This is a genomic window from Salinicola sp. CPA57 (genome assembly GCF_003206035.1).
Lineage (GTDB): Bacteria > Pseudomonadota > Gammaproteobacteria > Pseudomonadales > Halomonadaceae > Salinicola > Salinicola socius.
Map to the genome: position 1 here is coordinate 96,239 of NZ_PZJR01000006.1, position 22,448 is coordinate 118,686.

Sequence of the window (22,448 nt, forward strand, 5' to 3'; positions counted from 1 at the left end):
GTGATTGCCCCCGACACGGTTTCACCGCCCGGCGCGATGCCATTGCCCGGACCCATCGCGCCGCTGGTCCCCCATGCCCGAGGCATGTGCCTGCTGGACCGGCTGATCGACGCTCACGTGGACGGCGCCACGGCCGAGATCGTCACCCGGCGCGACGATCTGTTTGCCGAAGCCGATGGCATTCCGGCCTGGATCGGCATCGAGTGGCTGGCGCAGACCGTCGCCGCCTGGGCCGGCTTTCGCGCTGCCGCGACCCAGGAGCCGCCGCCCCCGGGTCTGCTGCTGGGCGCCAGGCGCTACCGCGCCTGCGAGCCCGTCTTTGCCTTCGACCAGCGGATCCGCGTCGTCGTGACCATCGACTTCGTCGCCGACAACGGCGTCACCCAGATCAACGGTGAGCTGCAGGTCGCCGAAAACGAGGCTTCGACGGCTCTCGCAGGTAGCGAGGCGCCCTTGGCTCACGGCAGTCTGACGCTCTATCGACCCGACTCGATGCCAATATCCAACCGCGTCTGACGGCATCGGTTTTATCACTCGCAGCGCTACGCTTGAGGCTCCATGGAAGAACGACATTCCGAGACTGTTCTGGTTACCGGTGCCAATCGGGGCATCGGCGAAGCGATCGCCAAACGTCTGGCCCGGGACGGCTACGACCTGGTGCTGCACTGCCGGCGCCCGGGCGACGATATCGACGCGGTCAAGGCTGCAGTGGAAAGCGAAGGTCGCCGAGTGCGCCTCGTTCACTTCGACGTCACCGAGAGGGACACGGTCAAGGCGGTGCTGGAGGCGGACATCGCCGCCCACGGTTGTTACTACGGCGTGATCTGCAACGCCGGCATCACCGCGGACAAGCCTTTTCCGGCCCTGGACGGCGAGGATTGGGATCGCGTCCTGCGGACCAATCTGGATGGCTTCTACAACGTTCTGCACCCACTGGTCATGCCGATGATCCAGCGCCGCAAGCCAGGACGTATCGTGGCGCTCTCCTCGATGTCCGGTTTGACGGGCAATCGCGGTCAAGTCAATTACAGCGCAGCCAAGGCCGGAATCATCGGCGCCAGCAAGGCGCTGGCCGTCGAACTCGCCAAGCGTCGGATCACGGTCAACTGCGTCGCGCCCGGCTGGATCGAGACACGCATGACCGACGAGCTACCGCGCGATGAGATTCGCAAGCTGATCCCCATGCAGCGCACCGGAACAACCGAGGACGTCGCCGGCACCGTGAGCTTTCTCTGCTCGGCGGATGCCGCCTATATCACACGACAGGTGATCGCGGTGAACGGCGGCATGTGCTGACCGCCAGTGGTAGAGAAGACGCTCAGTCCGGGGCACGGGGATCCAGCACCGGCGGCAATGCCGCCGGTCGACGGGCCGCCAGTTCGGCAACGGCGATCTCCAGCAGCACCACGGCCAGCTCGCTCAAGTTGACGTTGCGTTTGTTGGCTTCGATCGCCAATAGCCGATATGTGGAGTCGCTGAGGTGGTTTAGCACCAACCGGGCCATAGGGAAGTCCTCGAGTGCCAGTGTCAACACTGTAACGAGTTATCGACGGGCTCTCAGGTTGAAATCACTAGACCTGAGGCATGATCCCCACTAAGGCGGTGCGGCCGTCGCCTCGTGTCGTGCTGGACCCAGCCACTGCGTGGTAACCTTGCCTCTCATCGTATGACCCCGGCATCCCGATGCCCCATCTGTGCCACAAGAATCGACGGAGCTTACCGAGAAACCATGCAGGACGCGGCCTCCAGCAAGAACACTCAGCATACGCCGATGATGCTGGACACTGTCGATTTATCCAGCGCCGAAACGGCGTAAGCCGCGCCATATCTGGGCTCAGCTCTGCCCGCCTTTCTCCCTGGACAGCGCCAAAATGGCATAGTTTGGCGCTCGGTTTGCCCCATTTTTGCCCCATGGTTTCGTGCCGTTACAGGATCGGCCGCTACGGGCCAATAGCCCAGCCGATGCATACCCGGCGCCTATAGCCAAATTCTGCTATTTGCCTACCTGCCGGTGACTGCTAGATACTGTACGTGCATACAGTATTTTGGAGCACAACCACATGGCGAAGCCACGCAAGCCCTCCAGCTACGAACTCCTCGGCGAACGGATCCGGAACCAGATCGCGAGTGCGAACGCGAGGAAGCAATACCAGGTCACGCTGCACCGATTCGATGATGAGTCGGAGGCTGACTGGGAGCGAATGCTGAGCGAGTTCGAGACAGTCGATTACGTCACGGTGACGCGCGCTGCTGACGCCGAAGTGATCGTGAGCTGGAACCCGGTCGAAGCAGAGGAAGCGATGTGATCACCGTGGTCGAGCATGGCGGTGGTATCGAGGTCGAATGCGGCGCCTGCGGCACTTCGGAAAGCGCGGATACGCGTGAGGGCATCGCTGGCTTCGTGCTGAGCCGCAACGGTTCGGCGGGCGTCCACTGCTGCTGGTGTGGACGTGATGGGCGGGGACTTCTGGAGGCGGGAAAGGATGAACTACCGAGCCGCGCTTGATCGCTGGGCGCAAGCGCGACGAGACCGCGGCTGGAACGAAGGGTCGCCGCCGACGGGCATCTGGATCGAGTACCACGCCACACATGCCCAGTTCGTCTACAGCGGCCGCTGCCGGATCGACCAGCTTTCCCGCGACCACATGATGATGCTCGAGACCCACGCGCACATCCTGCTTAACACTGGGCGATCGCAGATCCGGTACCTGTTTTGGCGGCCGGCAGCAGTGGAGTCAGAGTGGGGGCCGCGGAGGATGGACCTGATCAGCGGTGATGTGCGGATGCGGGGCGATCCGGAATAGCGCACACAAGAAGCCCCAGGCCGCATGGGACGGCGCAACCATTTCTCGCGGGAAAGACACCGGCGTTGATTTGCGCTAACGGCAAAGTGACGATCGACTGCTCATTGATGGGCTTTAGTGCGAGTATTGCGCCGCGCTGTGTCAGTGAACGGCTACAGTAAATTTATCAGTTTCGCGTTAAGGTATCCACATGCTAACAATACAAGGAGGGAGCATTATGGACTCAATAGACGCAGCGCTCTACGGCGCCATATTTGCTACAGCATTTACTTCTGTCGCGGAAATAATGAAGCTTCTACTAAAGGTTTTTTCTATCAACTACCGATATTACCGGGAAGCCAAAGTAGTTATAGTAAACATGCTGATAAATATAATATTTATTAATGATATGAAAAAGAACATCCTAAACCGAACAGGGTTCTGTTGGCCGATACCCGTGAACACAGATGCACTTAAAGAAATGCATAACAACGAATCTTTTTATATATTGCACAGTAAGCGGCATTGTGGACGGGTTTTGATTGACATAGCTGAAAAATATAACCTAGAGCTTATAGCTATTAAGAAGCACATTGCCCAAACAATTCGTAATGGAGAGCCGGTACAAAATGATGATATAGACCAGCTCGACTACAGGACATGGCAGTGTCAAGAATCTCTAGCGATAGCAAACGGAGTTTTTAGAAACCATTTCAAACTCGCCGTCAAAGTTGGAAAGAACTACGAAGATGAAGCTATAAATATAGCCGACTCCGCCATAAAGGACAGAATATCTCGAGACACGCAGGAGGGTCTTAATGGGCATGCCGGATTAGGTGATGAGCTTTCACGAATTCGTACAATTTCTATTAAAAAGGGTATAGAGTTCATGAAGACAAAGGAAGAGCACAAGGAAGGCCAGTAATATCTTGTAAAATAAGTTTCGCGGGCACTTAGCCCGCGAGAACACATAATACAATTATATCCCATACTTCGTTTTCAGCGCTTCCACCAGTCGACGCAACTGGTAGAGCGTGGATGAAGAAAGGTCGAGGGCCTCGTTGAAAATGAACATGTCGCCGATTTTGCCGGCAAAGCTCCCGGTATTCAGGTCGGCGGCCGCACCCCCGATGTTCCAATAGGAACTCGCCTCTTGATCCACAGTGAGCTCAGTGACGCCTGAGGCAATCACTGTGCCCTGCAGGTTCATGCCGTTCAGATAGAGGTTGAGCGTTTTGGTGTTGAAGTCGAAGGTTTCGACGAACAGGAATGGCTGGTCGGGGCTGAAGTTCTCGAAGCCGATATTCGCGGTCGATCCCGAATCGTTGTGATTATCGGGCCAAACCATCAAGCCTTCGGAGCCTGGTGAAGAAACCGAAGGGAGTCGGTACCTAGTGTTGTTCTTGAGCGGCTGTGCGTCATCGACACTCGGCACCAGAGAGGACAACAGCGTGCAATTCAGGGTTCCGGATGAAGGGCGAGTCGAAAGCTCAGCATTGGGGCTGGCCACTCCAACAACGGTGTAGCTGTTGGATACCTTGCCGGGCGCGAAGCTGAGACCCCACGCGCCAGACCCCCGGTTATCGGCTTTCAGTACCGTCTGTCCGTTGAAATCAGCATCCAGTGCGCTGATCGACAGTCCGCTGAACGCGGCACAATCCAACAGACGCCCGTCGGTTCGATCGACGACTCGGATAGAACCATCGGTATTGACGCGCGCCGTTCGCGGGTTGAATGCATGAACGAGAGACGGCACCGATGCGGCGACGATATCAGCGCTGTCCATATCGATTCTTGCCTGGCCGGGAATGCCGGCCGAGCGAACGCCATCCAGCTTGATCAATTGACCTGCCATGTGAAAACCCTCTTAGGTTGAAGTGACCGAGATGCGCTGATGGCATGCCCAGTTGTGCATCGTGTTGCCCTGAATCCCGATATCCGGCGAACTGTCGCGCAGATTGCTGCGGGCGCCCGTAGTTGGTCCCCCGGGCTGCCCAGGCACACCGATGTCCGCGATACCAATAAACCCGTTGCTTCCCGTCGGGACGTCGTCTAGCGTTATCTCGATCTGGTTCGACCCGACAACCTGAACTGCACTGACGCTGACGTTATTGCCGTCGCCATCATCACCCCAGCGGATGCCGTAATTTCCTGGATTGGTGACCGCAATGGTGTCGATGACGACACTGCCGTGCGGCACGTGGAACGTCACGGCGACGACGTCCTGAACGATTGATGCCTGAATTGCGTAAAGCGGTTTCCATCCATCGCCGCTCATAAGTGCGTGGGCTGCTCGGCCGTGGTATTCCCCCATTTGGATATAGCCATCGGCGTCCAAGTGAACCCCGTCGACGGTGGTCCAGAGGTACTTGGGGCCGACGCAAACGAATTTTTCTGGCTGATCGATTGAGACCTGCAACTGATCCAGAGGGACAAAGCACTCGGCCAGGTTGTAATGCGTCCAGTTACTGATCTGGTCGAGAAGGAATGGGAAGGCTCCTGTGCGGTTCAGCATTTCATTGACCGTGAGCTCCATGTAGCTCTGATAATCGTAAAGCGCCTGGGCGTACTCATCGGGATCCATGCCTCGATCATTCTCGCCCTGCACCCAGTCCATATAGGGCACCTCGAAATCGAGGCCCGCCGCTTGACTCAGCACGAACGCCCGCTCTAGGCACGTGAGCAGGTTGGCGGTCGCCTGGGTCCCTTCGGCGAGCATTGAGATTGGCCGGCCACCAACGCCGGTAGCGGCGACTACATAGCCATAGTTTTCGTGATCGTCATCATCGTTCAGCTCGGACAGCTGATCTGCCGACATGAGCAGGTGGACCTCGGTGAACTCAGACCGCGCATCCTTGAGCGTTTCGATATTGGTCTCGGGGACTGGGGTATAGACCTCAGAGCCCCCCGGCTGCTGGCCGATCGGCAAAACCCCGCCATTGAAGCTCGCAATACGCCCAGGCCGGATAATCCCCGTAGTCGGCTCACCGTGAGCCCCAACGGAAAGCGACTGTCCGTTGCCGGGGATGTAGACCATCCTGGAAACGTCAAACGAGAACGGGAGATCGGATACAAGCGCCACGGCCTTTTCAGCCAGAGCCCCGTTGGTCATGTTGAGATAGTGGAGCTTGCCGGCCTCAATTCTCGGGGCCCAGTTATCGCCCAAGGAGGACAACTGCCGCTCCTCGCCGCCGACATAGGCATAAACGTTTCGACTGCCTTCGGGCCCACGCGTGTAAGCGTAGGATCGCCCTCGGATGCCCGACCCCGCGTCGATAGAGCCGTCCCACCGAACGCCGCGCAGGATGAATCCGTTATCATCAGTTTCGACCCACTGATACTCATGATCGAGCAATGGCTGGACGCGATTGACATGAACGGTGCCATTCCACCGGATACCCAACACGATATTTCCGAAGGCGTCGGTGATGCCCCAGGCGAACTCTCCATCGAGCGAGGCGGTACCCGGCAGCATGTCGGTGTTCGATCGGAATACCCCTTCATCAGTCACAACTGCAATAGGTGACCCGCCCTCGTCAACGATCCCCCACGGGTACGGCGCAAACGACCGCGGTGTGGCCAGGGAAGTGATGATCTCGGGAATCTCTTGCTCGACCAGATCGGTACTTGGCAGACGACCAACCTCAACCGCATTACCCCCATCGTTGCGATAGCGAACATCGAGATTCTTGGAATCGGTTGAGACTGTGAAAAACCGGTTATTGGTTCCCGTTCCGGAGGTTACAGACAAGCCATCCTGGATGCTCTGATAGACGTTCTGACTCGCGAGAAACTCGGCAAATACCTTGGCGAGCGTCGGGCGAGACTCTCCGCCCAGCGAGACCATGCCGGGATCACCGAGAGCGATCTCGTTCAGCACATTGATGATGTCGTTGAAATTCGCAATGGGATCGCCAGTTGCCATTCGGTTTTCTCCAGGCACAAAAAAACCGCCTCAGATGGCGGTCATGGTGGTGGTCGGGGGTGCCGGTTCAGGCCGGCGTGGGGGTGTCGTCAGTCGAGCCAGCTGTCGGTGTAGTAGTCGCTCAGCACACCATCGAGTCGGTCGACGAAATCGCCGAGCGGAGCGATGTCGTAGATCAGCTCGAGGGTGCGCTGCTCGCTGGGAACGTCTCGCGTCAACACGCGCACCGGGTAGGTGACCTTCCAATGCCGGCCCAGCCAGCTGTCCTGGTGCACGCCTGTCGGTTGCACCTTGCGGGGGCCGAGCCCGGTTGCGGTCCGCATGCGCGCCGAGTAAGGAATCGCGCCGTCCTTGATGATGTGCACCCACCAGCCGCAAAACATCTCGTACTGCTCCGGGCTGAACAGGTGCGCCACCTGCAGGTCAGTCGGTACTGAGATGTACCGCTGCCGGTTGCGGGTCGTGCCCGACTCCATCGGCGTGCGCAGCAGCGGGTCGACGTCCTGCAACTGGTAGTTTTCGAGCAACGGAATCGGCAAGGCTTCGGGGTACTGAATCACAGTTGGCGCTCCGTTCAGGCCGGCGGCTCGGCATCATCGTGTTGGTAGACGCGGACGTCGTAGTTCTCGGCCTCGACGGAGACCTGGTCATTGCTGCCGGGCTGGATCTTGTTGATCAGCACGTCGAAGCACCACTGCTCGGCGGTACCGAAGTGGACGCGCGGCGGCTCCATCTCGCCGGAGAAATCCGGCTGGAAGCTGAGCGCGGGACAGATGACCTGGTATTGCGTCGGGCCTGGCTCGGCCGGGTGCGGGCCGTCGAGGCGCCCTGTCGGCTTCGACACGGCAACGACGTGATTCGCCCCGCTCTCCCAGTTCGGCGGCTCGGAGAGCGTCAGCAGGTCCCGCTCCTCGTCGTAGACCTCGATCGCCTCCAGCACGGCGCTCTGGCCGTACCCGGGCACGTCGCTGGTGACCGGCACGTAGGAGCCGAAGCGGCTATTGAGCGCGTCCATCTCGGTACCCCAGGTGAACCCCCAGCGGCGATATTCCAGCTTGCAGCGCTCGCGCATGCCGATCCGCCAGGCCTGAGTGGGATTGGTGATGAACGGCATCGATAGCTTCTTGACCTTGAGGCCTTTATCGCCGGGAAGCCGGCACGGGATTGGCTCCTTCTTCCACGTCAGCGCGTTGGTGTACTCGACGTCGATGCCGTCGTAATCGTCCGGCTTGCGAGCGTCGAAGCGGATCTGCAACGGCTTGGCCATGTTGCCCAGCGTGTAGCTGTGGCCGAGCTGGGTGCGGGGTTCGTCCCTCACCGGCAGGATCTTGCCCAGGTCCAAGGTCAGTTCGGCGAAGCCGGCGGAGAGCGCATCGCGGATCGTCTCGCGCACGGTACCGCTCTCGACGATATGTTCGAACGTGTCGCCGCGGGCGCGCCAGATGGCGTCCAACCGGTCGAGCTCCTCGAGGTCGAGTTGGGCATCGGTGTAGCCCACCGACTTGGCGGCGTGCATCACCCAGGGGACGATGTCGCGTGTCGGCTGTTCCGGCTGCCACTCTCCTTCGCGGCGCACCGGCAGCAGCCGAGTGCCGATCACGCTCACCTTGTTCTCGGACTGGGCGGCAAGCCGGTCGCCGCCGCGTACTTTCACCGACATCGTGGTGACGGCGTCGTACTTGGTTACGGTGTCCAGCTGGCAGCGCAGGCCGTACCACTCGACCGCGTCGCTTACCTGGGTGTCGTTGGACTCGGCGCCGATCCGGCGCATCCGGCATTCGGCGCGCATCTCGTAGGGCAACTCCACGTCGATCGTGAAGCCGAGTTGATCCCGCGTCCGCTTGGTCCAGCTGCGTTGTACCGAGCTCCACTCGCCGCCGATGGCCATGTCCCGGTATTGGAATTCGACGGTGACCGTCTGGTCTCTCAGGTTGCCGTTGTCCTTGATCCGGCACAGACCGCCCTGGAAGTAGACGTCGAACTGCACCATCGAGGTGGCCTTGTTGGGCGGGCACGCAGCGTAGGGCCCCGCCCAGTTTCCCTCGACACTGTACTCGTCCAGCTCGATGACGATGTCGCTGCCGGCGTAGGTGCCGGCGAAGAAGCCCGGCCAGCCTTCATCGATGGACCCGTTCTCCTGCAGCTTCTCGACGGACAGCGTCGTGCGGCTGGCGCTGACGACGCGGTAGCGTAGGCCCTTCACACCTACCGTGACATCGAAGTCGCCGGACTTTAGCCAGGTCACCGGCTGGCCTTCGAGCGTTGCCAGGGTGATCTGCTCCTCGGTGCCGGGCTCGGTCTCGGTCGGGTCGGTTGCCGGGGTGTGGGTTGCAATCAGGTACTCGCCGGCGTTGGTGCCGACGATCTCGATCGACATGCCCACGCTGGGGTCCAGGCGTGAGAAGTCCATCTGCAGCGTATCGCCGCCGCTGAACACGACGGACTGCGGCTGCTCGACGCGCAAGATCTGCCCCGCGGTCCAGCCATCGGGGAAGGCGTCCGCCCATTCCTCACCGGTCTGGGTGGCATTGGTCGCGGTGATGACCTTGCCGGCGAAGGTGACAGCCGAGACATCGGCGGCACGGTCGACCGTGGTCGTAGCCCGCAGCTCGAGGCCGGCGGATCCGGTGGAAGTCGAGCCGACTTCCGGGGCGATGTACCAGTGATGGTGCGCGCTGTCGGCGCTGAGGTCGGCGCCCGGCTCGTAGACCTGAAAGGACGCCGCGTCCCCCAGCGCCAGCAGCGGCGTGGAGCCGATCATCACGTCCTCGGACAGGATCTGGTAGCGGCCCTTGGCCACGCTCAGCATCAGCTCGAGATACTGGACTGTCTTGCCGTCCTCCTCCACGAAGTACTTGTGGGGTGGCACGCAGTAGGACGGGTAGATCCGGCGGCGGCCGGCGATCTCGGCGATGACGTCGTTTCGCTTGGCGGTGTTGGCCTCGACGTTGGCGCCCGAGATGTCGCTACCCTGCACCTGGTTACTGTTGTAGTCGGGGACGCTGGGCGTCGAGAGGCCGAATAGCTTACCGACGAACGAGAACACCGAGCTGACGATGCTGCCGATGGCATCGAACGCACCGCCCTTGCCCTCGAACCGGACACGCAACGTGTCGGCCGCAGAGACCCGCAGTGCGAGCCATTTATCCGGGGAGACGATCCGCCCATTGAACTCGACCGACCACATGGAGGCATGCTCTTCGTGCCGGTAGCTCGGCACCTTGCGCGCCAGCCAGTCGCCGAACGTCTCGCCATCCACGGCGTGTCGCTCGAGCGGTTCACCCGGCAGCTTGCTGGGATAGATCTCGATCATCGTGGTAGCTCACTCGCATGTAGAAGCGTTCGAAGTCCTGCAGCCGAATCAGGCGCGGTGTCAGGCTTTGGCTGTTGATGTCGAAGACGCAGCGGCGCCCGTCGGCAATGACCACCGTGCCCATATGGACCAGCAGCCCGCAGCGCCAGGCCAGCGCCAGCGCGCCCGGTACCGGCCGGGATTCGACCAAGGCGGGCAGCGTGGCCATCGCCGCGCGTGTCGTAGCCCGGGCATCGTCAACGCGGATCTCGCCCCAGCTGGCCAGCAGGGCCCGCCCAAAGTGGTGGTGGCGCACGTGCCGCGCCAGCCCCCAGCAGTCGAACAGCAGCGGGCCGCGCCCGCCATCTTGGTAGCGGGCGTGCCGTATGAGATCGTTGAGCATCAGAGATAGGCCAGGCCGGGGAAGCGGGTCAGGTCGTAGGTGTCGCGGCAGAACAGGTAGTTGATCAGGTCGAAGTAGCTGGCGTTGATGTTCAGCGTCCCGCCGCTCATCTCTCCCTCAGTGATCGTCGCCCGGTTCGGTGGCTCGTAGAGCTCCGTCAGATTGGTCGACAGATACGTTCGGTGGATCAGCTCCATCGGCTCGATATCCTCCAGCGCTGCGCGGATATTGCGGTAGGCGTGACCCAGAACGTTGTCGATCGCGAACCCGAGATCCTGCCGACCGGTGGCGTTCTTTGCTGGCAGCGCGACGTCCATGCCACAGGCGATGAACTCGACCCACTCTCCGGTTTCCAGCCTGGCGGTGATATTTTCGAAACCAACGCAGAGGAAAAAACGCCCGTTGTTGTCGAAACGGCGCTGCCTCAGCTCCAGCGTTGGAATCTTTATGATGCCCGCCGGCGCCGACGCGCAGACCATTTCCATCAGTTCGCTCATGGTCAGCGCCCCCGCTTCAGGCCATAGGTTTGCTCGAGCGCATCGGCCTCGTCGTTACCGCCCTGCCGGATCCGGGCGACCCAGATGTCGAGAACGGTCGTGCCGTTGTCCTGACGGCGGTTACTCTGACCAGCTCGGCTAGCGTCCTCGTTGAGGTTGACCACAACATTGCCGCCATCGCTGCCACTTTGCGTCATCCCGGATTGCACGCTATCTAGCGTCCGGTCGAGCTTGGCGCTGGTCTCAGACGTGGTAACGCGTTCACCCTTCTGCAGGAACCAGCTACCGTCTGCCGGCACCGAGTCGATGCCGTCGTGGGCCATGCCGATGTTCTGCAATTGTGTTGCCTGAGCAACCTGAGCGGCCGCAGCAGCCGCACCGGCTGCCGGTGCCAGCACAGGGCCGACGTAGGGAATACCCACAACCGCATCGAACGCTTTCGAGAATGACGACGGTACGTTCATCAGCGCCTGGGCGACAGCCGCTGCCTTGGATACCGCGAACAATGCGCGGTAGGCGCTGGACTGCTCACCAACAAACGCTGCCGATAGTCCGGCAAGATCCCCGAACACGCTTTCGGCGGCGGCGAGCTGGGCCACCTGGCGTGCCTGCTCGATGCTGGCGAGTTCGTCTTCGTGCTCCTGCTTGAGATCGCGTTCCTGGGCGTCCCACTGTTCAGTGAGGTCCGCGCGCTCGCTACGGTAGGTGTCGAGCATCTCGAGCTGGGTGGCGTACCAGTCCTCGAGCTCGGCCTGGGCTTCGTCGATCTTGCCCAGTTCACCGAAGGCGCCACCAATGGAAGCATCGAGCCCTTCGTACTCCGGGGCGTCTGTGAACCCGGCATCGGCGATGCGCGCCACAGCGTCGGCGTATTCGTCCTGCGAGACCTTGGCCGCCTCGAGGATGTCGAGGCGCTTGAGCAGCGTGTCGTTGAGCTTCTCTTCCGGCGTGCGCAGCTCGTCGACCAGCGAACGGTAGTCCTCCAGCGCCTGCTGCTGGTCGTCGTATGCCGCGACCGTCTCCAGCGCTGCGCGTGCCTGGGCCAGCTGCGCCTCGGTGGCGCCCTCGGCGGCGAGCTTGAACAGCGTCTGCTGATCGGTATTCAGGCCGACCATCTCGGCCTGCTGCTTGAGCGAGGCGATCTGGTCGCGGATGGCCTTGGTGGGGTCGTCGGTGTTGCTCCCGGCACCGGTGCCGCCAGTGACTTTCGACGGCGGCTTGAATAGCCAATCGTCGAGCGGCTTCAATTCCACCCCGTCGTGCTCAGCGCGGAACGCGGCCAGCTTGGCGTCTACGTCGGCGAGGTACTCGTCGATGGCCGTGCTGGGCAATGGGTCCGTGACGGCATCGACGAAGTCTTGCCGCTGCTTCTCCGCCCTCTCGGCGACTTCCTTCGCCATCGCCCGCACCGATTGCATGTAGGGCGAATTGTTGAAGCTGCCGATCAAGGGAACATCAACACCGGGAAGGTGGTTGAACCCAGCGATCAGCTCGTTCAACCCGCCAGCGATGAAGTCGAGCGAGTTCGTCGCCGCCTCGGTGATCGTGGCGAATGCCGTGGTGTACGCCTGGGCGATGGTTCCGGCGAAAGCCTGGAGTCCCTGCAGCGGCACGTTGAGCAGGTGCAGCGCATCCAGTAGCCAGCCCGTGGCCTCGATGCTGTCTCGAATGGCGGTCGGGAAGATCAGCCCCAACTCCTCCGAATTCTTCGAGACGTCCTGAATCCGATCCCCTATCACCGTGAGGTACGGCGCAAGGTCTGCTGCCAGCATGTTGCCGATGGTGCTGATCTGCCCGGAGATGCGATCGAACTGCCGAGCGAACTCCTCGAGCTGGGCGATATCCATATCGCTAAGCACCAGCCCCAGACGCTCGGCCTCATCGCCCATGCTCGCAATGCTCTTGCCGCCATCGCGCAGTAGAGGGATCAAGGCCGTCGTGTCACTGGCCAAGGCCTCCAGGTAGAAGGTCATATCCTGCTGGCTCAGGTTCGCTTTCTGCAGCGAATCGTAATATAGCTGCAGCGCCTGCGGACCGGAGAGGTATCGGAACTGTTCGGCGGTCACGCCGACCTGAGGCGCGATGTTCTCGAAGAAGTCCGCCATCGGGCCACCGCCGGTGGCCATGAAATCCCCGACGCGATCGTTCACGTCCTTGAGGATGTCGGCGAGCTTGTCCTGCTCGATACCTACCTGCTGGCTGGCGTAGCCCCAGCGCTGGATTTCCGTGGTGGAGGCATTGGCCAGGGAGGCCTGATTCTTCAACTCCCGGGCACTGTCGGCGGCGTGCTTGGTGAATGCCACCACCGCAGTCCCCGTGGCGGCCGCAGATCCAGCGATCGCGAGAACGGCAGTCGATGCGACTTTCGCCGATTTCGCGATATCCGACATATCGGACTTTGCAGTGCGCTTCGCCTTTTCCAGCGGACCGGTAAAGCCGCCAATGCGCGCCACCAGATCCAGCGTCAATTGACCGAGCGATCGCGTTGCCATGCTTTCTCCGGGCACAAAAAAACCGCCCGGAGGCGGCTTAGTAGATTTTTGGAGCGCGAGCTAGAGTTCGCGCTCATCCGTATCGGGCGATGCCTGTTGTGTCTGCTCGGCGCCTATCGGCGCTTCGGCATTCTGATGCTGGTAGACCAGGTAGATTACCCCTGCAGCAACGACCAGCACCGCTATCCAGACGCGGCTCCGGCTCATTCGCTTTTCGATCTCATCGATCGACTGGTGTTGCTCCCGACTCATGGGCTGCTGGTTGGAATCCGGCTTGTCATGCATGAGAGACCAGACCAGCGCCACCACCCAGCCGATCAGCGTCCAGCCGAGAAGAATATTCAGCGCGCCGATCGCGACAACATTCCGCTTGTGGCGAGCGGCAGCGATGATCGTTGGCAGCAGGTACAGCGCCAGCGATATCGCCATCGAAATAAGAGCTTCCATAGTTCCCCCGTTACTTTTTCCAAACTGTAACGGGCATCGATGCTGGCATCTACCAATCCGTGACGATCCGCAAGGAAACGCGCGGATGGTCAAGTGGCAGGTAGAGACTGTCGATTCTCGCCGAGACAATGGTGCCACCGGCATCCATGCGCTTACTCAACGTCGCCGCAAATCTCGCTTTGATGTAACCGATCTGCGTTTCGACAGGCCTGAATAGCGTGTACCACCGGGCCACGGTGATATAGACAGCGATGGCGTTGGCATCGTGGGGGTTGCTGGGTTCGCGCTTGAGCACCACTGACATGCCCTCCTTGGCGAAGGCCCTGATGCGGCCCGCTCTGCCTTCAAACCCTGTACCGGCGACTATCGCTGAATACTCCATAATCCCCCCGTTACTTTTCCAGACTGTAACGGGGGTCGTGGCTCAATGCCACGTCGCCATGGCCTGCTCGAGCGATTCGCCCTCGCGCTCCCAGTGCGGGATGAAGTCGTGGAGCCCGAACGGCTCGACCTCTTTCTTCCGATGCGCGTTGGCGTAGATCGTGGTGAGCTGGGCAACGGCGCGCTCTATCTTCTCGCCCTGGTTCAGTCCGCCGTGCTTCCGTCGGTACGCCGCCCACTGGCGGACTTCCGCGTAGCTGAGGCGCTGCCGTGCTTCTTCGATGGAGCGGCCGCCGATGCCGTTGAGGACGAGCTCGTGGAAAAGTTCGGCTTCGGCGTCGAGCTCGTCCGGTTCTTTCCCAGGCCGGTGACCTCACCGATCACGCGCAGCAGTTCCATGGTCAGGTTGCCGTTAAGCGCGCCGCGCTCGGGGTCGGCATCGCCGGTGATGTCCGCCACCGTGAATACCGGCTTGCCCTCGGCGTCGCAGATGCAAGCCGCGATGCGACCGGCGACGGCATCGCCACCATTGCGCGCCGAGGCGATGTCACTGACGGCGGTGTGGTAGGACATCGCCCGGACGTAGGTCGTGGCCTTGAACGTCTCGCCGTCCTGCGTCCACTCGATGTCTTTCTTGACCGGGGCGCCGGTGAAGGCGCCCTGCTGCTTGAGGTTGTCGATAGATAGCTGCATGGCTGTCGATTACTCCCCAGTGCCGGTGCCAGCGTCGGGCGTTCTCGGCGTCCACTTGCCGTCGCCGCTGCGCTGGATGGTGATCTGGGAGCTGACGAGCGCGTTGGTGGCGAAGTCCATCGGGAAGTCGCTGACGTAGCCGTCGAATTGGAACCACGTGCGCGAGGTGGGCAGCGTGACGGACTCACCGGAAACCGTCGGCGGTTGGTCGCCGTCCGACCAGCCGACGAAGAAGGTAACGTTCTCATCGGTCCTGGAATTGGCCATGTCGTAGAGCTGGACGTGCGCCGGCTCCTGCGGGTCGGCGTTGACGGTGATCGACGCCGATCCTGGTGTTCCGAGGCCTTTCTTGTACTGACGCGAAACGGTCTCTTCGAGCGTGGTGTCGTCGATCTGGTCGCGCGGGTTGCCGGCGGGGTTGAATGCCGTCGCACCGGGAATGCGCACGATGGCGCCTGCGGCCAACATGAATACCTGCGTGCCCTGGGTCAGAATGGACATCTTGCTATCTCCTGCCCCAGCGGGGCTTTGGTGCAATGAAAAGGCCCGCTCAGTGGCGGGGCCTCGTGGGGTGGTTGATGAGTGGTCAGGTCAGCGCCGGACCCACCAGTCGACATCGAACGACCGGTGCCGGGCGCCCGTGTCGGGGTCGGTATATTCGTCGCCCCAGCGCGCGATGTTCACGCCAGGCTGCGACTCGAGCATGTCGCGCAGCGCAACAACGCCGGCGATTAGCTGGTCGTCGGCATCCGCGTAGATATCGATCTGGATCGTGGCGCTGTCGATGTCGGGCCGCTCGGCCAGGTAGGTCTCCGGGGCGCCGGTAATGATCTGCCAGGTGGCGTACGGGCTGGCGACGCCGGCGGAGGCCTTGCCGAACGGATAGACGCGGGGATCGCCACCGAACACGGCGCGGACGCCGGCGTCTGCCAGGCAGGCGGAATAGATCGGTACGGTTCGCATCAGCTACCTGCCTGCTTCGCGGCGCGCCTGAGCGCGCGATCGATGGATTTGCCGTACTGCGTCACGAACTCTTGCGATGCGGCGTCGATGCTGCTGGCCAGCGCGGTGCGCATGAACGGTTGGGCGCGGGCATACTGGGTACCGAACTCGACGTGACGCCAGTGGCGAGTGTCGCCGCCAGGCAGGCTGGCCAGCGCATCGCTCTTGGCTCGACCGCCAGCACCACCCATGATCCCGACGCGAAACTTGAGATCGCCGGTTTGTTTGAAGTAGCGGCCAGACCAGCGAACGGCCACGTTCTCGGCGATGTCCGCCGCCGATTCCGGATCATCGATCCGCTTGGCGTTGGCGATGGCCTGGTCCCGCACCACGTTGGCCGCCTTGCGCAGCGCGAAGCGACCACCCTTGCGCTTGATGTCGTACTGCAGCCCCTCGAGGCGGTCGCCCAGTGCGGCGAGCCCATGAACGTCGAAGGTGATGGAGTCAGCCATCGTCTCGTTCGATCTGGACGCGGGATGAAGCACGACTATCCGCGACGAAGGTAACGACGACTTTCGTCAAATCGCCAGGCTCTTGGATGATCTGGAGGCTCTGCTGGGCTGGCAGGATTTCTCCGGTTTCTGCGTCATGCAGAGCGTAGGCGGTGCCATCCTTCGTGCGGCGCAGCGCGAGTTTCATTGATTCATCCATCATTGACTCCCTCGCTGCAGGGCAGCGTCAGGTACTCCCGGCCAGACTTGTCGTCGGGTAGTACGCCTTCGATGTTGTAGATCTTGCCGCGGCTGACGGCGCGCATCTGTGCGGTGACGCCCTCGCGGTAACGGATGGTGATGCGGGTTGTCACCGATGCCTGGGTCGCGCCGGCGGCGATGAACTCCCGAGCGCTGAGCGGTTCGATCGAGGCCCAGACGGTCGTGACCGACTGCCACACATCGATAACTCCGCCCGTATCTGGATTGCGCCCGGTGCCTTTCTGCTGCAACTCGACGCGGTGGCGTAGCTTTCCTGCTTGCATGTCGCCTCCTCAGCGCGCCGGCGTGCCGTCGAGTAGTGTCGCCGGCTCGCGATCCTCGCCCGGCTCGGACTCCTGGGCGATGAGCATGTCGACTACCGCGCGGTTGGACTCGGCCAATTCGTGCATCGCGGCAGTCTGGCGATCCAGTGCGGCAGTCTGGCGATCCAGTGCGGCAGTCTGTTTTTGGAGCGCGACGATAAGATCGATGTCGGTCATGTCGGGCCTCAGAAATGGAAGAACCGATATGGCTCGATGAGCGACTGGACGGCCATCGGCATCTCGGAGGTGATGGTGCCAACGACCACGCTTTCGCGGTTGACGTACCAGTGACCGATCAGCAACAACATGGCGGTGACCAGGTCGTCGTCGAGAACGAGGGCGTTCTCGTCAGCGGCATTGCCATCGCTATCCTTGGGGATCTGGGCAGCGGTGGCGTAGAGCTTCCGCCCGGTCCGGTTCTCGACCAGTCGCCGGGCGGCATTGGAATAGGTGTCGAGGAGCGTGTCGTCTACCTCGAAGTCCGGCTCGAGCCGGACGTGTTGCTTGATGATGTCCAGTTCGAGCACGGTGGTTCTCACGTGTTGCTAGCCGCCCGGAGGCGGCCCGATGGGTTTAGGCGGCAGGCTTGCCGACCAGCGCCTTGATCGCGGCGGTTTCCTGCAACACCACGCCGAAGCGGGAGAAGGCCAGGAACCCGGTCTGATCGAAGTCCGCGTAGCGTTCGATGAGGCGCTTGAGCACCATGTAGCGGACGCGACGCAAAACCAGCTGCTTGAAGTCGCCGCCATACATGAACTTGTTGCCGGCACCGATATCGGCAATGCCGGAGTCGATCACGTACTCGCGGTTCAGGAACGTGGCCGGGGCCACACCGATCACGCCGGGCAGCCACAGCGGGCGACCATTGGCGTCGACGAATTCCTCGATCGCCTTCAGGGTGTTGTCGTTGAACGCCAGGCGATAGCCGGCCATGCGACGATAGGCGGGATCGACGGCATGGATGAGGCTGTTGACCTCTTGCCAGGTGACCTTGGTGGCAGCGGCGGTGGCGACGGTGCCCGTGACCGAAGTCTCGAGGCCCTTGGGCTGTTTGGGCGTACCGGCGCCGGTACCTTTCACCAGGTAGTGCGCTTCGGCACGAGCGAGGCGGTTACCGATACGGCCGGCCAGGTAGCCCTCCATGTCGATGCCGCTATCCTGCAATAGCTCGTTGGAAACCCGGATCACCTTGGAACTGAGCTTGTGCGCGCCCAGCTCGCCCATGCCGAAGTCGACGTCTTCCTCGCTCGTCTGCTGGTTCTCGCCCAACAGCTCGCCCATGTCGCCGGTGCCATCGCTAGTCGGCCACTCGATGGAGTTGCCGGAATCGGTGGTTAGGATCTGGGCGACTGCAGCGATACCGCCGAAGTCCTGCATGGTTTCCTGAACACGGTTGAGGAAGGTCGTCGGTACGGTGTAGCCGCCTTTCTCGTTCGGCGTGGTGCCCTGGGCGCGCATCTCGCGAAGCAGCTGGCGCTGTTCAGCGGAGATGTCCTGCATGCCTTGCCGGAGAAACGCGTCGAAGGCTGCGGCGCGCTTGTCGTCCAGCGAGCCGGATTCGCCACGTTCTTCCTGCTCGGAACGCTTACGCTGCTCTTCTTCGCCGTCCTCGACGAAACGTTGGTCGGCATCGCGCAGCTGCTCTTCGCGCTCGATCTTTTCTTTCAGACCGTCGAGATCGCCTTTCATCGCTTGCCACTTGCTGCGCTGCTCGTCGGTCCAGGCGTTATCGCCGATGTCGTCGTTCAGCGCCCGCATGTCCTTGGCGATGGCGTTGTACTTCTGCTTCAACTCGTGGAGTTTCATTATCAGGCTCCGATGATTTCCAGGAAGCGCTCGCGGGCGCGGCGCTGATTGATGGCCCGCTTGCCGAGATCCTTGATCTCGGCGCAGCGGGCCTCGAGGGAGCGCGCAGAGGCGCCCGCGTCGGGGTATGCCGGGTAGGTCACCGGCGAGACGTCCAGCAGACGGCTGAAGCTGCGGATGGTGCGAACGATCAGTCCGTCCTCTTCCTCGCGCCATTCATCGCCATCGGGGGCCACTCGGAAGGCAAACGACGAACCGGTGATGTCACCGCGACGAAGCGGCGCCAGCACTAGGTCGCGCACGGTCTGGGTATCCGGCGGCATGATTTCGTAGCGCAGGCCTTCGCCATCGACCGAGATCGTCAGCGTGTCGCTGATCGTTCGGCCCAGTACGAAGTTGCGGTCATGGTTGAACAGCGCGCGGACGTCGTCGTTGAGCACGTTGTCGAAGGCGCCCGGGGCGATCTCCTCCTTGAACATGCCCATAATCATCTCGCTGCGGCTGTTGAAGACGGCGCCATGACCGATGATCCGGGCAGCCTGCCCTTCCTCGGCTGGCTCTTCGGCGCGCACCTCGCAGGCGATGGCGCGCTTCTCGATATCGCTCATGGCGTATCCTCGGGGTTGGTGTCTTTGCCGAGCTGGCTCATGGGTTGGGCGTTAACGCTGATCAGCATCTCGTCGAGCCCATCCCGTGGGTTGAGATCCTCGAGCGCGCGGACCTCGTTGCGGTCCATCCAGCCGTCGGTGATGGCGTAGTGGTAGAACTCGGCGCGTTCCTTGGCGGTACCGCGCAGCAGTCCACCGAGGTTGAACTTCACGTAATAGCCAGCGATCCGCTCGGCGCGGGTGAAGATCCGGCGGTTGATCTCCTCTTCCCAGTTCCGGATCCACGGCATCATGGTGTGGCGCACGAACTGGATGGCCTGCTCGCTGATGTTCGAGAAGGTCGCTTTGTCGAGGTCGTTGATCATGTGCGCGGGCACGTTGAAGATGCCGGCAACTTCGGAGCGGTTGAGCTTGCGGGTCTCGAGGAACTGGGCGTCTTCCGGCGCGATCGTGATCGACTTGTAGTCGAGGTCCGCCGGCATCATCAGCGTCTTGTTTTCGGACTGCCGGAGCTTAGCGACCGCCGCGCCCCACACTGTCTTGAGACGCTCCCAGCTTTCCTTGTTGAGACCGTCCTTGACGGTGACCAAGCCCGTCGGCCGTCCGCCGCCATCGAAGAAGTCCTTGCCGTACCGCTGGGCCGCCAGCCCGAGGCCGATCGTCTCAGCATGCTGACGAATCAGACTGATGCCCGTGCGCCCATCCGACCCGAGAGCGCGAACGTGGATCATGTCTTCCGGGGGAATGGCGAGCGCCCGGCCTTCCTCGGTGATGGCCGAGTAGACCCAGCGGTTGCCGTTTTTCACCAGCTCACACATCCACGGCCGGTGCATGACCAGTTCGCGCAGCTCGCCGCGGTTGCTGCGCACCGCCTGGGTGTAGCCGTTTCCCCAGCCCAGCACGTGCGCCTGTTTGGTCTCGCGCCACTTGTAGCTGGTCTGCCAGGTATTGGGCTCGTCGTGCAGCAGCCAGTAAGCCGGGTGATCGGTCGCCGCGGCGATGGTGCTGCCCTGCTTGCGCATGACATGCAACGGCAGCTGAGCGATCGACGAGGACAGCACGTAGATGCACGAGTACACCGCGCCGAGCGTCATGGCGTTGGCGTTGTTCACCGAGATGGCGTTGTCGGGGTGCAGGTAGTCCTGCAGGGTCTGGCCGGTCAGCGGTGTGTCGGGGTTTTCGATGGATCGGGTACCGAACAGGGAGTCGAGGATCATGCTTTACCTCCCCGACGCTTCGCGGCTCTAGCGCCAGCGAGCGCCATCGCCAGTAGCAGACCACCGGCGGCGATCAGGGCGTCAGCGAGCCCGAACCGCAAATACAGGCCGTAGGTCATCGCCCCGAAGCCGCATAGCCCCAGGATGTCGAACAGGTAGTGGCGCATTCACATCACCAGGAAGTCGTCGTCGGAGAGAGTGTTTAGGAGGCTGGTTTCCGTCTGATCCGCCAGCATGGCGCGACCGATGGCCATGATCAGCGCGACGGCGCCGTCGATCTTGTTGTGGTCGCCCTGCTTGATCGGGCGGACCACGTCGTCATTGCCGGGCAGGTGCTTGCCAACCACGTTGCTGATACACCAGGTCATGATCGGGTTGCCGTCGTGATGGAAGCGGCCGGCGATGATTGCCGCCTCGAGCTCCTTCATCGGGTCGCTCATGTTGGTGTAGTTCTGCGTGATGCTGATCGGGCCGAGGCCCTCGTCCTCGAGCTGGTGCGAAAGGTTGGCCGCGCCATGTGGATCGATAGGCGATTCGAGCGCCGGCGTCACCTGGTGCACTTCCTTGGCGGTTTCGAGGATCTCGCGGTAGTCGACCTCGCTGCCCTCGGTCGCGAAGAGGTGCTCGCTCTCGATCCAACCCTGGTAGCGCTCGGCCATACGCCGGTCTTCGTTGTCTGTCGCCGTGTCTTCCGGCACCCAGAACCGCGGGGCGACGCAGTAGTAATGCCGCTTGCCGTCGATCGTCTTCACGAAGAGGCGCGCCATGCTGTTCATGTCGAGCTTTCGCGCCAGGTCGAAACCGAGGTAGCAATTCCAGCCGGCGAACTGTTCCGGCGTCAGCGTCGTGTCGGCGCAGCGCTTCCACTCCTCAAGGTTGAAGAACGCTTCTTTCGAGGTGACCCAGAGATTGAGGTGCTTGACCTTGAACTTGTTGGTCTGCCGCGCGCGGGCGATGGCCTGCGCCTGCATCGACTTGAGGAAGTTGACCTTTACCGACACGCCGATATTCGGATTGGCCTTGTAGAGCGCGGCCTCGCTGGTCCAGTCGTCGTCGGCGTCGATGGTGTAGACGATGCCGAATATCTCGTCGTCCTGGCTGGTGCCTTCGAGCATCTCGATCACGCGTTCGCGCAACTCGTAGCACGGCCCGGCGATGTCATAGCCCGCGGTGGTGATCACCCACATCATCGGCTGATTACGCGCACCCATGCCGGTGAGCATGGTGTCGTAGAGCCGCGAGTCCGGATGCTCGTGGTATTCGTCGACCACCGTGAACGATGGGGACGAGCCGTCGCCCGGGTCACCGATCACCGGCTCGAACTTGCTGCCGTCCGTGCGTTCGATCTTCCGCGCCCAGGGCACGATGCCGAAGCGTTTTCGCAGGTTCGGGAGCTTCTTGACCATCTTCATGGCCGGCCCGAAAACCTCCCAAGCCTGCTTTTCGCTGGTCGCGCCGCAGTAGACCTCGGCACCGTATTCGTTGTCGGCACAGAACGCGTAGACGCCGGCGCCGGCCGCGATGATCGACTTGCCGTTCTTCCTCGGGACTTCGGTGTAGACCTCACGGAACCGGCGCTGCTTATCGCTCTTCCGAACCCAGCCGAACGCCACCGAGAACAGGAACAGCTGCCACGGCTCGAGCTTGATGCGCTGCTTGCCACGGGCCCACTCGCCCTTGGTGTGCGGCAGTAGCTGAATGAAGCGACAGACACGCTCGGCCAGGTCACGGTCGAATCGATACGGGTAGCTCTTGGCCTTGGAGGCGCGGATGTCATCGAGGTGTCTGGCGCAGGCGGCGCGGACGTAGCTGCATGCGGGGATGCGGCCACCAACGATGTCGCGGGCGTATTTCTGAGCCGCGTTCACATTCGGATAGGCGGCCATA

At 61.9% G+C, this 22,448-nt stretch carries 28 protein-coding genes; 5 read left to right on the top strand and 23 right to left on the bottom strand.

Annotation, left to right across the window (positions count from 1 at the left end):
• On the top strand, nt 1-516 hold the full coding sequence (locus DOM36_RS07875) for a hypothetical protein (RefSeq protein WP_157958594.1): 516 nt from the start codon (nt 1-3) through the stop codon (nt 514-516).
• Between the two features lie 42 nt (nt 517-558).
• The gene (gene fabG / locus DOM36_RS07880; RefSeq protein ID WP_110642418.1) at nt 559-1,296 is read left to right on the top strand and encodes a 3-oxoacyl-ACP reductase FabG; all 738 of its coding nucleotides are present in this window, start codon (nt 559-561) and stop codon (nt 1,294-1,296) included.
• 22 nt (nt 1,297-1,318) lie between these two features.
• On the opposite strand, the gene DOM36_RS07885 is transcribed toward fabG, so the two are convergent.
• Nucleotides 1,319-1,504 (bottom strand): hypothetical protein, encoded by a 186-nt coding sequence (locus DOM36_RS07885; protein ID WP_110642420.1) that lies wholly within the window; start codon nt 1,502-1,504, stop codon nt 1,319-1,321.
• Nucleotides 1,505-2,060: 556 nt separating this feature from the next.
• On the opposite strand from DOM36_RS07885, the gene DOM36_RS07890 reads away from it, so the two are divergent.
• The 3 genes from DOM36_RS07890 to DOM36_RS07905 all read left to right on the top strand — a co-directional run bounded on the left by DOM36_RS07890 (nt 2,061) and on the right by DOM36_RS07905 (nt 3,708).
• The gene (locus tag DOM36_RS07890; RefSeq protein WP_110642422.1) at nt 2,061-2,306 is read left to right on the top strand and encodes a DUF1654 domain-containing protein; all 246 of its coding nucleotides are present in this window, start codon (nt 2,061-2,063) and stop codon (nt 2,304-2,306) included.
• A 177-nt stretch (nt 2,307-2,483) separates the two neighbouring features.
• Nucleotides 2,484-2,804, top strand: a complete 321-nt coding sequence (locus tag DOM36_RS07900) for a hypothetical protein (RefSeq protein ID WP_110642426.1) — start codon at nt 2,484-2,486, stop codon at nt 2,802-2,804.
• Nucleotides 2,805-3,021: 217 nt separating this feature from the next.
• Nucleotides 3,022-3,708 carry a hypothetical protein gene (locus DOM36_RS07905; protein WP_110642428.1) on the top strand — a complete coding sequence of 229 codons (687 nt, stop codon included), beginning with the start codon at nt 3,022-3,024 and terminating at the stop codon, nt 3,706-3,708.
• 54 nt (nt 3,709-3,762) lie between these two features.
• On the opposite strand, the gene DOM36_RS07910 is transcribed toward DOM36_RS07905, so the two are convergent.
• The 22 genes from DOM36_RS07910 to DOM36_RS08015 form a co-directional block, all read right to left on the bottom strand.
• Complete coding sequence (locus tag DOM36_RS07910; protein WP_110642430.1) at nt 3,763-4,638, bottom strand: hypothetical protein; 876 nt, start codon at nt 4,636-4,638, stop codon at nt 3,763-3,765.
• A 12-nt stretch (nt 4,639-4,650) separates the two neighbouring features.
• Nucleotides 4,651-6,708, bottom strand: coding sequence for a hypothetical protein (locus tag DOM36_RS07915; RefSeq protein WP_110642432.1), 2,058 nt, complete (start codon nt 6,706-6,708; stop codon nt 4,651-4,653).
• Between the two features lie 89 nt (nt 6,709-6,797).
• A complete protein-coding gene (locus tag DOM36_RS07920; RefSeq protein ID WP_110642434.1) occupies nt 6,798-7,268 on the bottom strand; it encodes a hypothetical protein in 471 nt (156 codons plus the stop codon).
• 14 nt (nt 7,269-7,282) lie between these two features.
• A complete protein-coding gene (locus DOM36_RS07925; RefSeq protein ID WP_110642436.1) occupies nt 7,283-10,021 on the bottom strand; it encodes a host specificity factor TipJ family phage tail protein in 2,739 nt (912 codons plus the stop codon).
• The gene (locus tag DOM36_RS07930; protein ID WP_110642438.1) at nt 9,987-10,403 is read right to left on the bottom strand and encodes a hypothetical protein; all 417 of its coding nucleotides are present in this window, start codon (nt 10,401-10,403) and stop codon (nt 9,987-9,989) included. Before DOM36_RS07930 ends, DOM36_RS07925 begins: the two co-directional genes overlap by 35 nt.
• Nucleotides 10,403-10,900, bottom strand: a complete 498-nt coding sequence (locus DOM36_RS07935) for a DUF1833 family protein (protein ID WP_110642440.1) — start codon at nt 10,898-10,900, stop codon at nt 10,403-10,405. Before DOM36_RS07935 ends, DOM36_RS07930 begins: the two co-directional genes overlap by 1 nt.
• Nucleotides 10,901-10,902: 2 nt before the next feature.
• Nucleotides 10,903-13,392 (bottom strand): phage tail tape measure protein, encoded by a 2,490-nt coding sequence (locus DOM36_RS07940; protein ID WP_110642442.1) that lies wholly within the window; start codon nt 13,390-13,392, stop codon nt 10,903-10,905.
• Between the two features lie 60 nt (nt 13,393-13,452).
• Entirely contained in the window at nt 13,453-13,839 is a 387-nt protein-coding gene (locus tag DOM36_RS07945) for a superinfection immunity protein (RefSeq protein WP_110642444.1), read from the bottom strand.
• A gap of 49 nt (nt 13,840-13,888) precedes the next feature.
• Complete coding sequence (locus DOM36_RS07950; protein WP_110642446.1) at nt 13,889-14,221, bottom strand: HIRAN domain-containing protein; 333 nt, start codon at nt 14,219-14,221, stop codon at nt 13,889-13,891.
• Nucleotides 14,222-14,424: 203 nt separating this feature from the next.
• On the bottom strand, nt 14,425-14,913 hold the full coding sequence (locus tag DOM36_RS07960; protein WP_110642448.1) for a phage tail assembly chaperone family protein, TAC: 489 nt from the start codon (nt 14,911-14,913) through the stop codon (nt 14,425-14,427).
• A 9-nt stretch (nt 14,914-14,922) separates the two neighbouring features.
• On the bottom strand, nt 14,923-15,414 hold the full coding sequence (locus DOM36_RS07965; RefSeq protein WP_110642450.1) for a phage tail tube protein: 492 nt from the start codon (nt 15,412-15,414) through the stop codon (nt 14,923-14,925).
• Between the two features lie 90 nt (nt 15,415-15,504).
• Nucleotides 15,505-15,876, bottom strand: a complete 372-nt coding sequence (locus DOM36_RS07970; RefSeq protein WP_110642452.1) for a DUF3168 domain-containing protein — start codon at nt 15,874-15,876, stop codon at nt 15,505-15,507.
• Nucleotides 15,876-16,367, bottom strand: a complete 492-nt coding sequence (locus DOM36_RS07975) for an HK97-gp10 family putative phage morphogenesis protein (RefSeq protein WP_110642454.1) — start codon at nt 16,365-16,367, stop codon at nt 15,876-15,878. Before DOM36_RS07975 ends, DOM36_RS07970 begins: the two co-directional genes overlap by 1 nt.
• Complete coding sequence (locus DOM36_RS07980) at nt 16,360-16,566, bottom strand: hypothetical protein (protein WP_157958595.1); 207 nt, start codon at nt 16,564-16,566, stop codon at nt 16,360-16,362. Before DOM36_RS07980 ends, DOM36_RS07975 begins: the two co-directional genes overlap by 8 nt.
• A complete protein-coding gene (locus DOM36_RS07985; protein ID WP_110642458.1) occupies nt 16,559-16,891 on the bottom strand; it encodes a phage head closure protein in 333 nt (110 codons plus the stop codon). Before DOM36_RS07985 ends, DOM36_RS07980 begins: the two co-directional genes overlap by 8 nt.
• A 9-nt stretch (nt 16,892-16,900) precedes the next feature.
• Nucleotides 16,901-17,107 carry a hypothetical protein gene (locus DOM36_RS07990; protein WP_110642460.1) on the bottom strand — a complete coding sequence of 69 codons (207 nt, stop codon included), beginning with the start codon at nt 17,105-17,107 and terminating at the stop codon, nt 16,901-16,903.
• An 8-nt stretch (nt 17,108-17,115) separates the two neighbouring features.
• On the bottom strand, nt 17,116-17,457 hold the full coding sequence (locus tag DOM36_RS07995; RefSeq protein WP_110642462.1) for a head-tail connector protein: 342 nt from the start codon (nt 17,455-17,457) through the stop codon (nt 17,116-17,118).
• 46 nt (nt 17,458-17,503) lie between these two features.
• On the bottom strand, nt 17,504-18,736 hold the full coding sequence (locus DOM36_RS08000; RefSeq protein ID WP_110642464.1) for a phage major capsid protein: 1,233 nt from the start codon (nt 18,734-18,736) through the stop codon (nt 17,504-17,506).
• A 2-nt stretch (nt 18,737-18,738) separates the two neighbouring features.
• On the bottom strand, nt 18,739-19,344 hold the full coding sequence (locus DOM36_RS08005; RefSeq protein WP_110642466.1) for an HK97 family phage prohead protease: 606 nt from the start codon (nt 19,342-19,344) through the stop codon (nt 18,739-18,741).
• Nucleotides 19,341-20,561, bottom strand: coding sequence for a phage portal protein (locus DOM36_RS08010; RefSeq protein ID WP_110642468.1), 1,221 nt, complete (start codon nt 20,559-20,561; stop codon nt 19,341-19,343). Before DOM36_RS08010 ends, DOM36_RS08005 begins: the two co-directional genes overlap by 4 nt.
• Entirely contained in the window at nt 20,558-20,728 is a 171-nt protein-coding gene (locus tag DOM36_RS20285; protein ID WP_198651239.1) for a hypothetical protein, read from the bottom strand. The genes DOM36_RS08010 and DOM36_RS20285 overlap by 4 nt, the downstream gene beginning before the upstream one ends.
• On the bottom strand, nt 20,729-22,447 hold the full coding sequence (locus tag DOM36_RS08015) for a terminase TerL endonuclease subunit (RefSeq protein ID WP_110642470.1): 1,719 nt from the start codon (nt 22,445-22,447) through the stop codon (nt 20,729-20,731).
• Nucleotide 22,448: the final 1 nt, after the last annotated feature.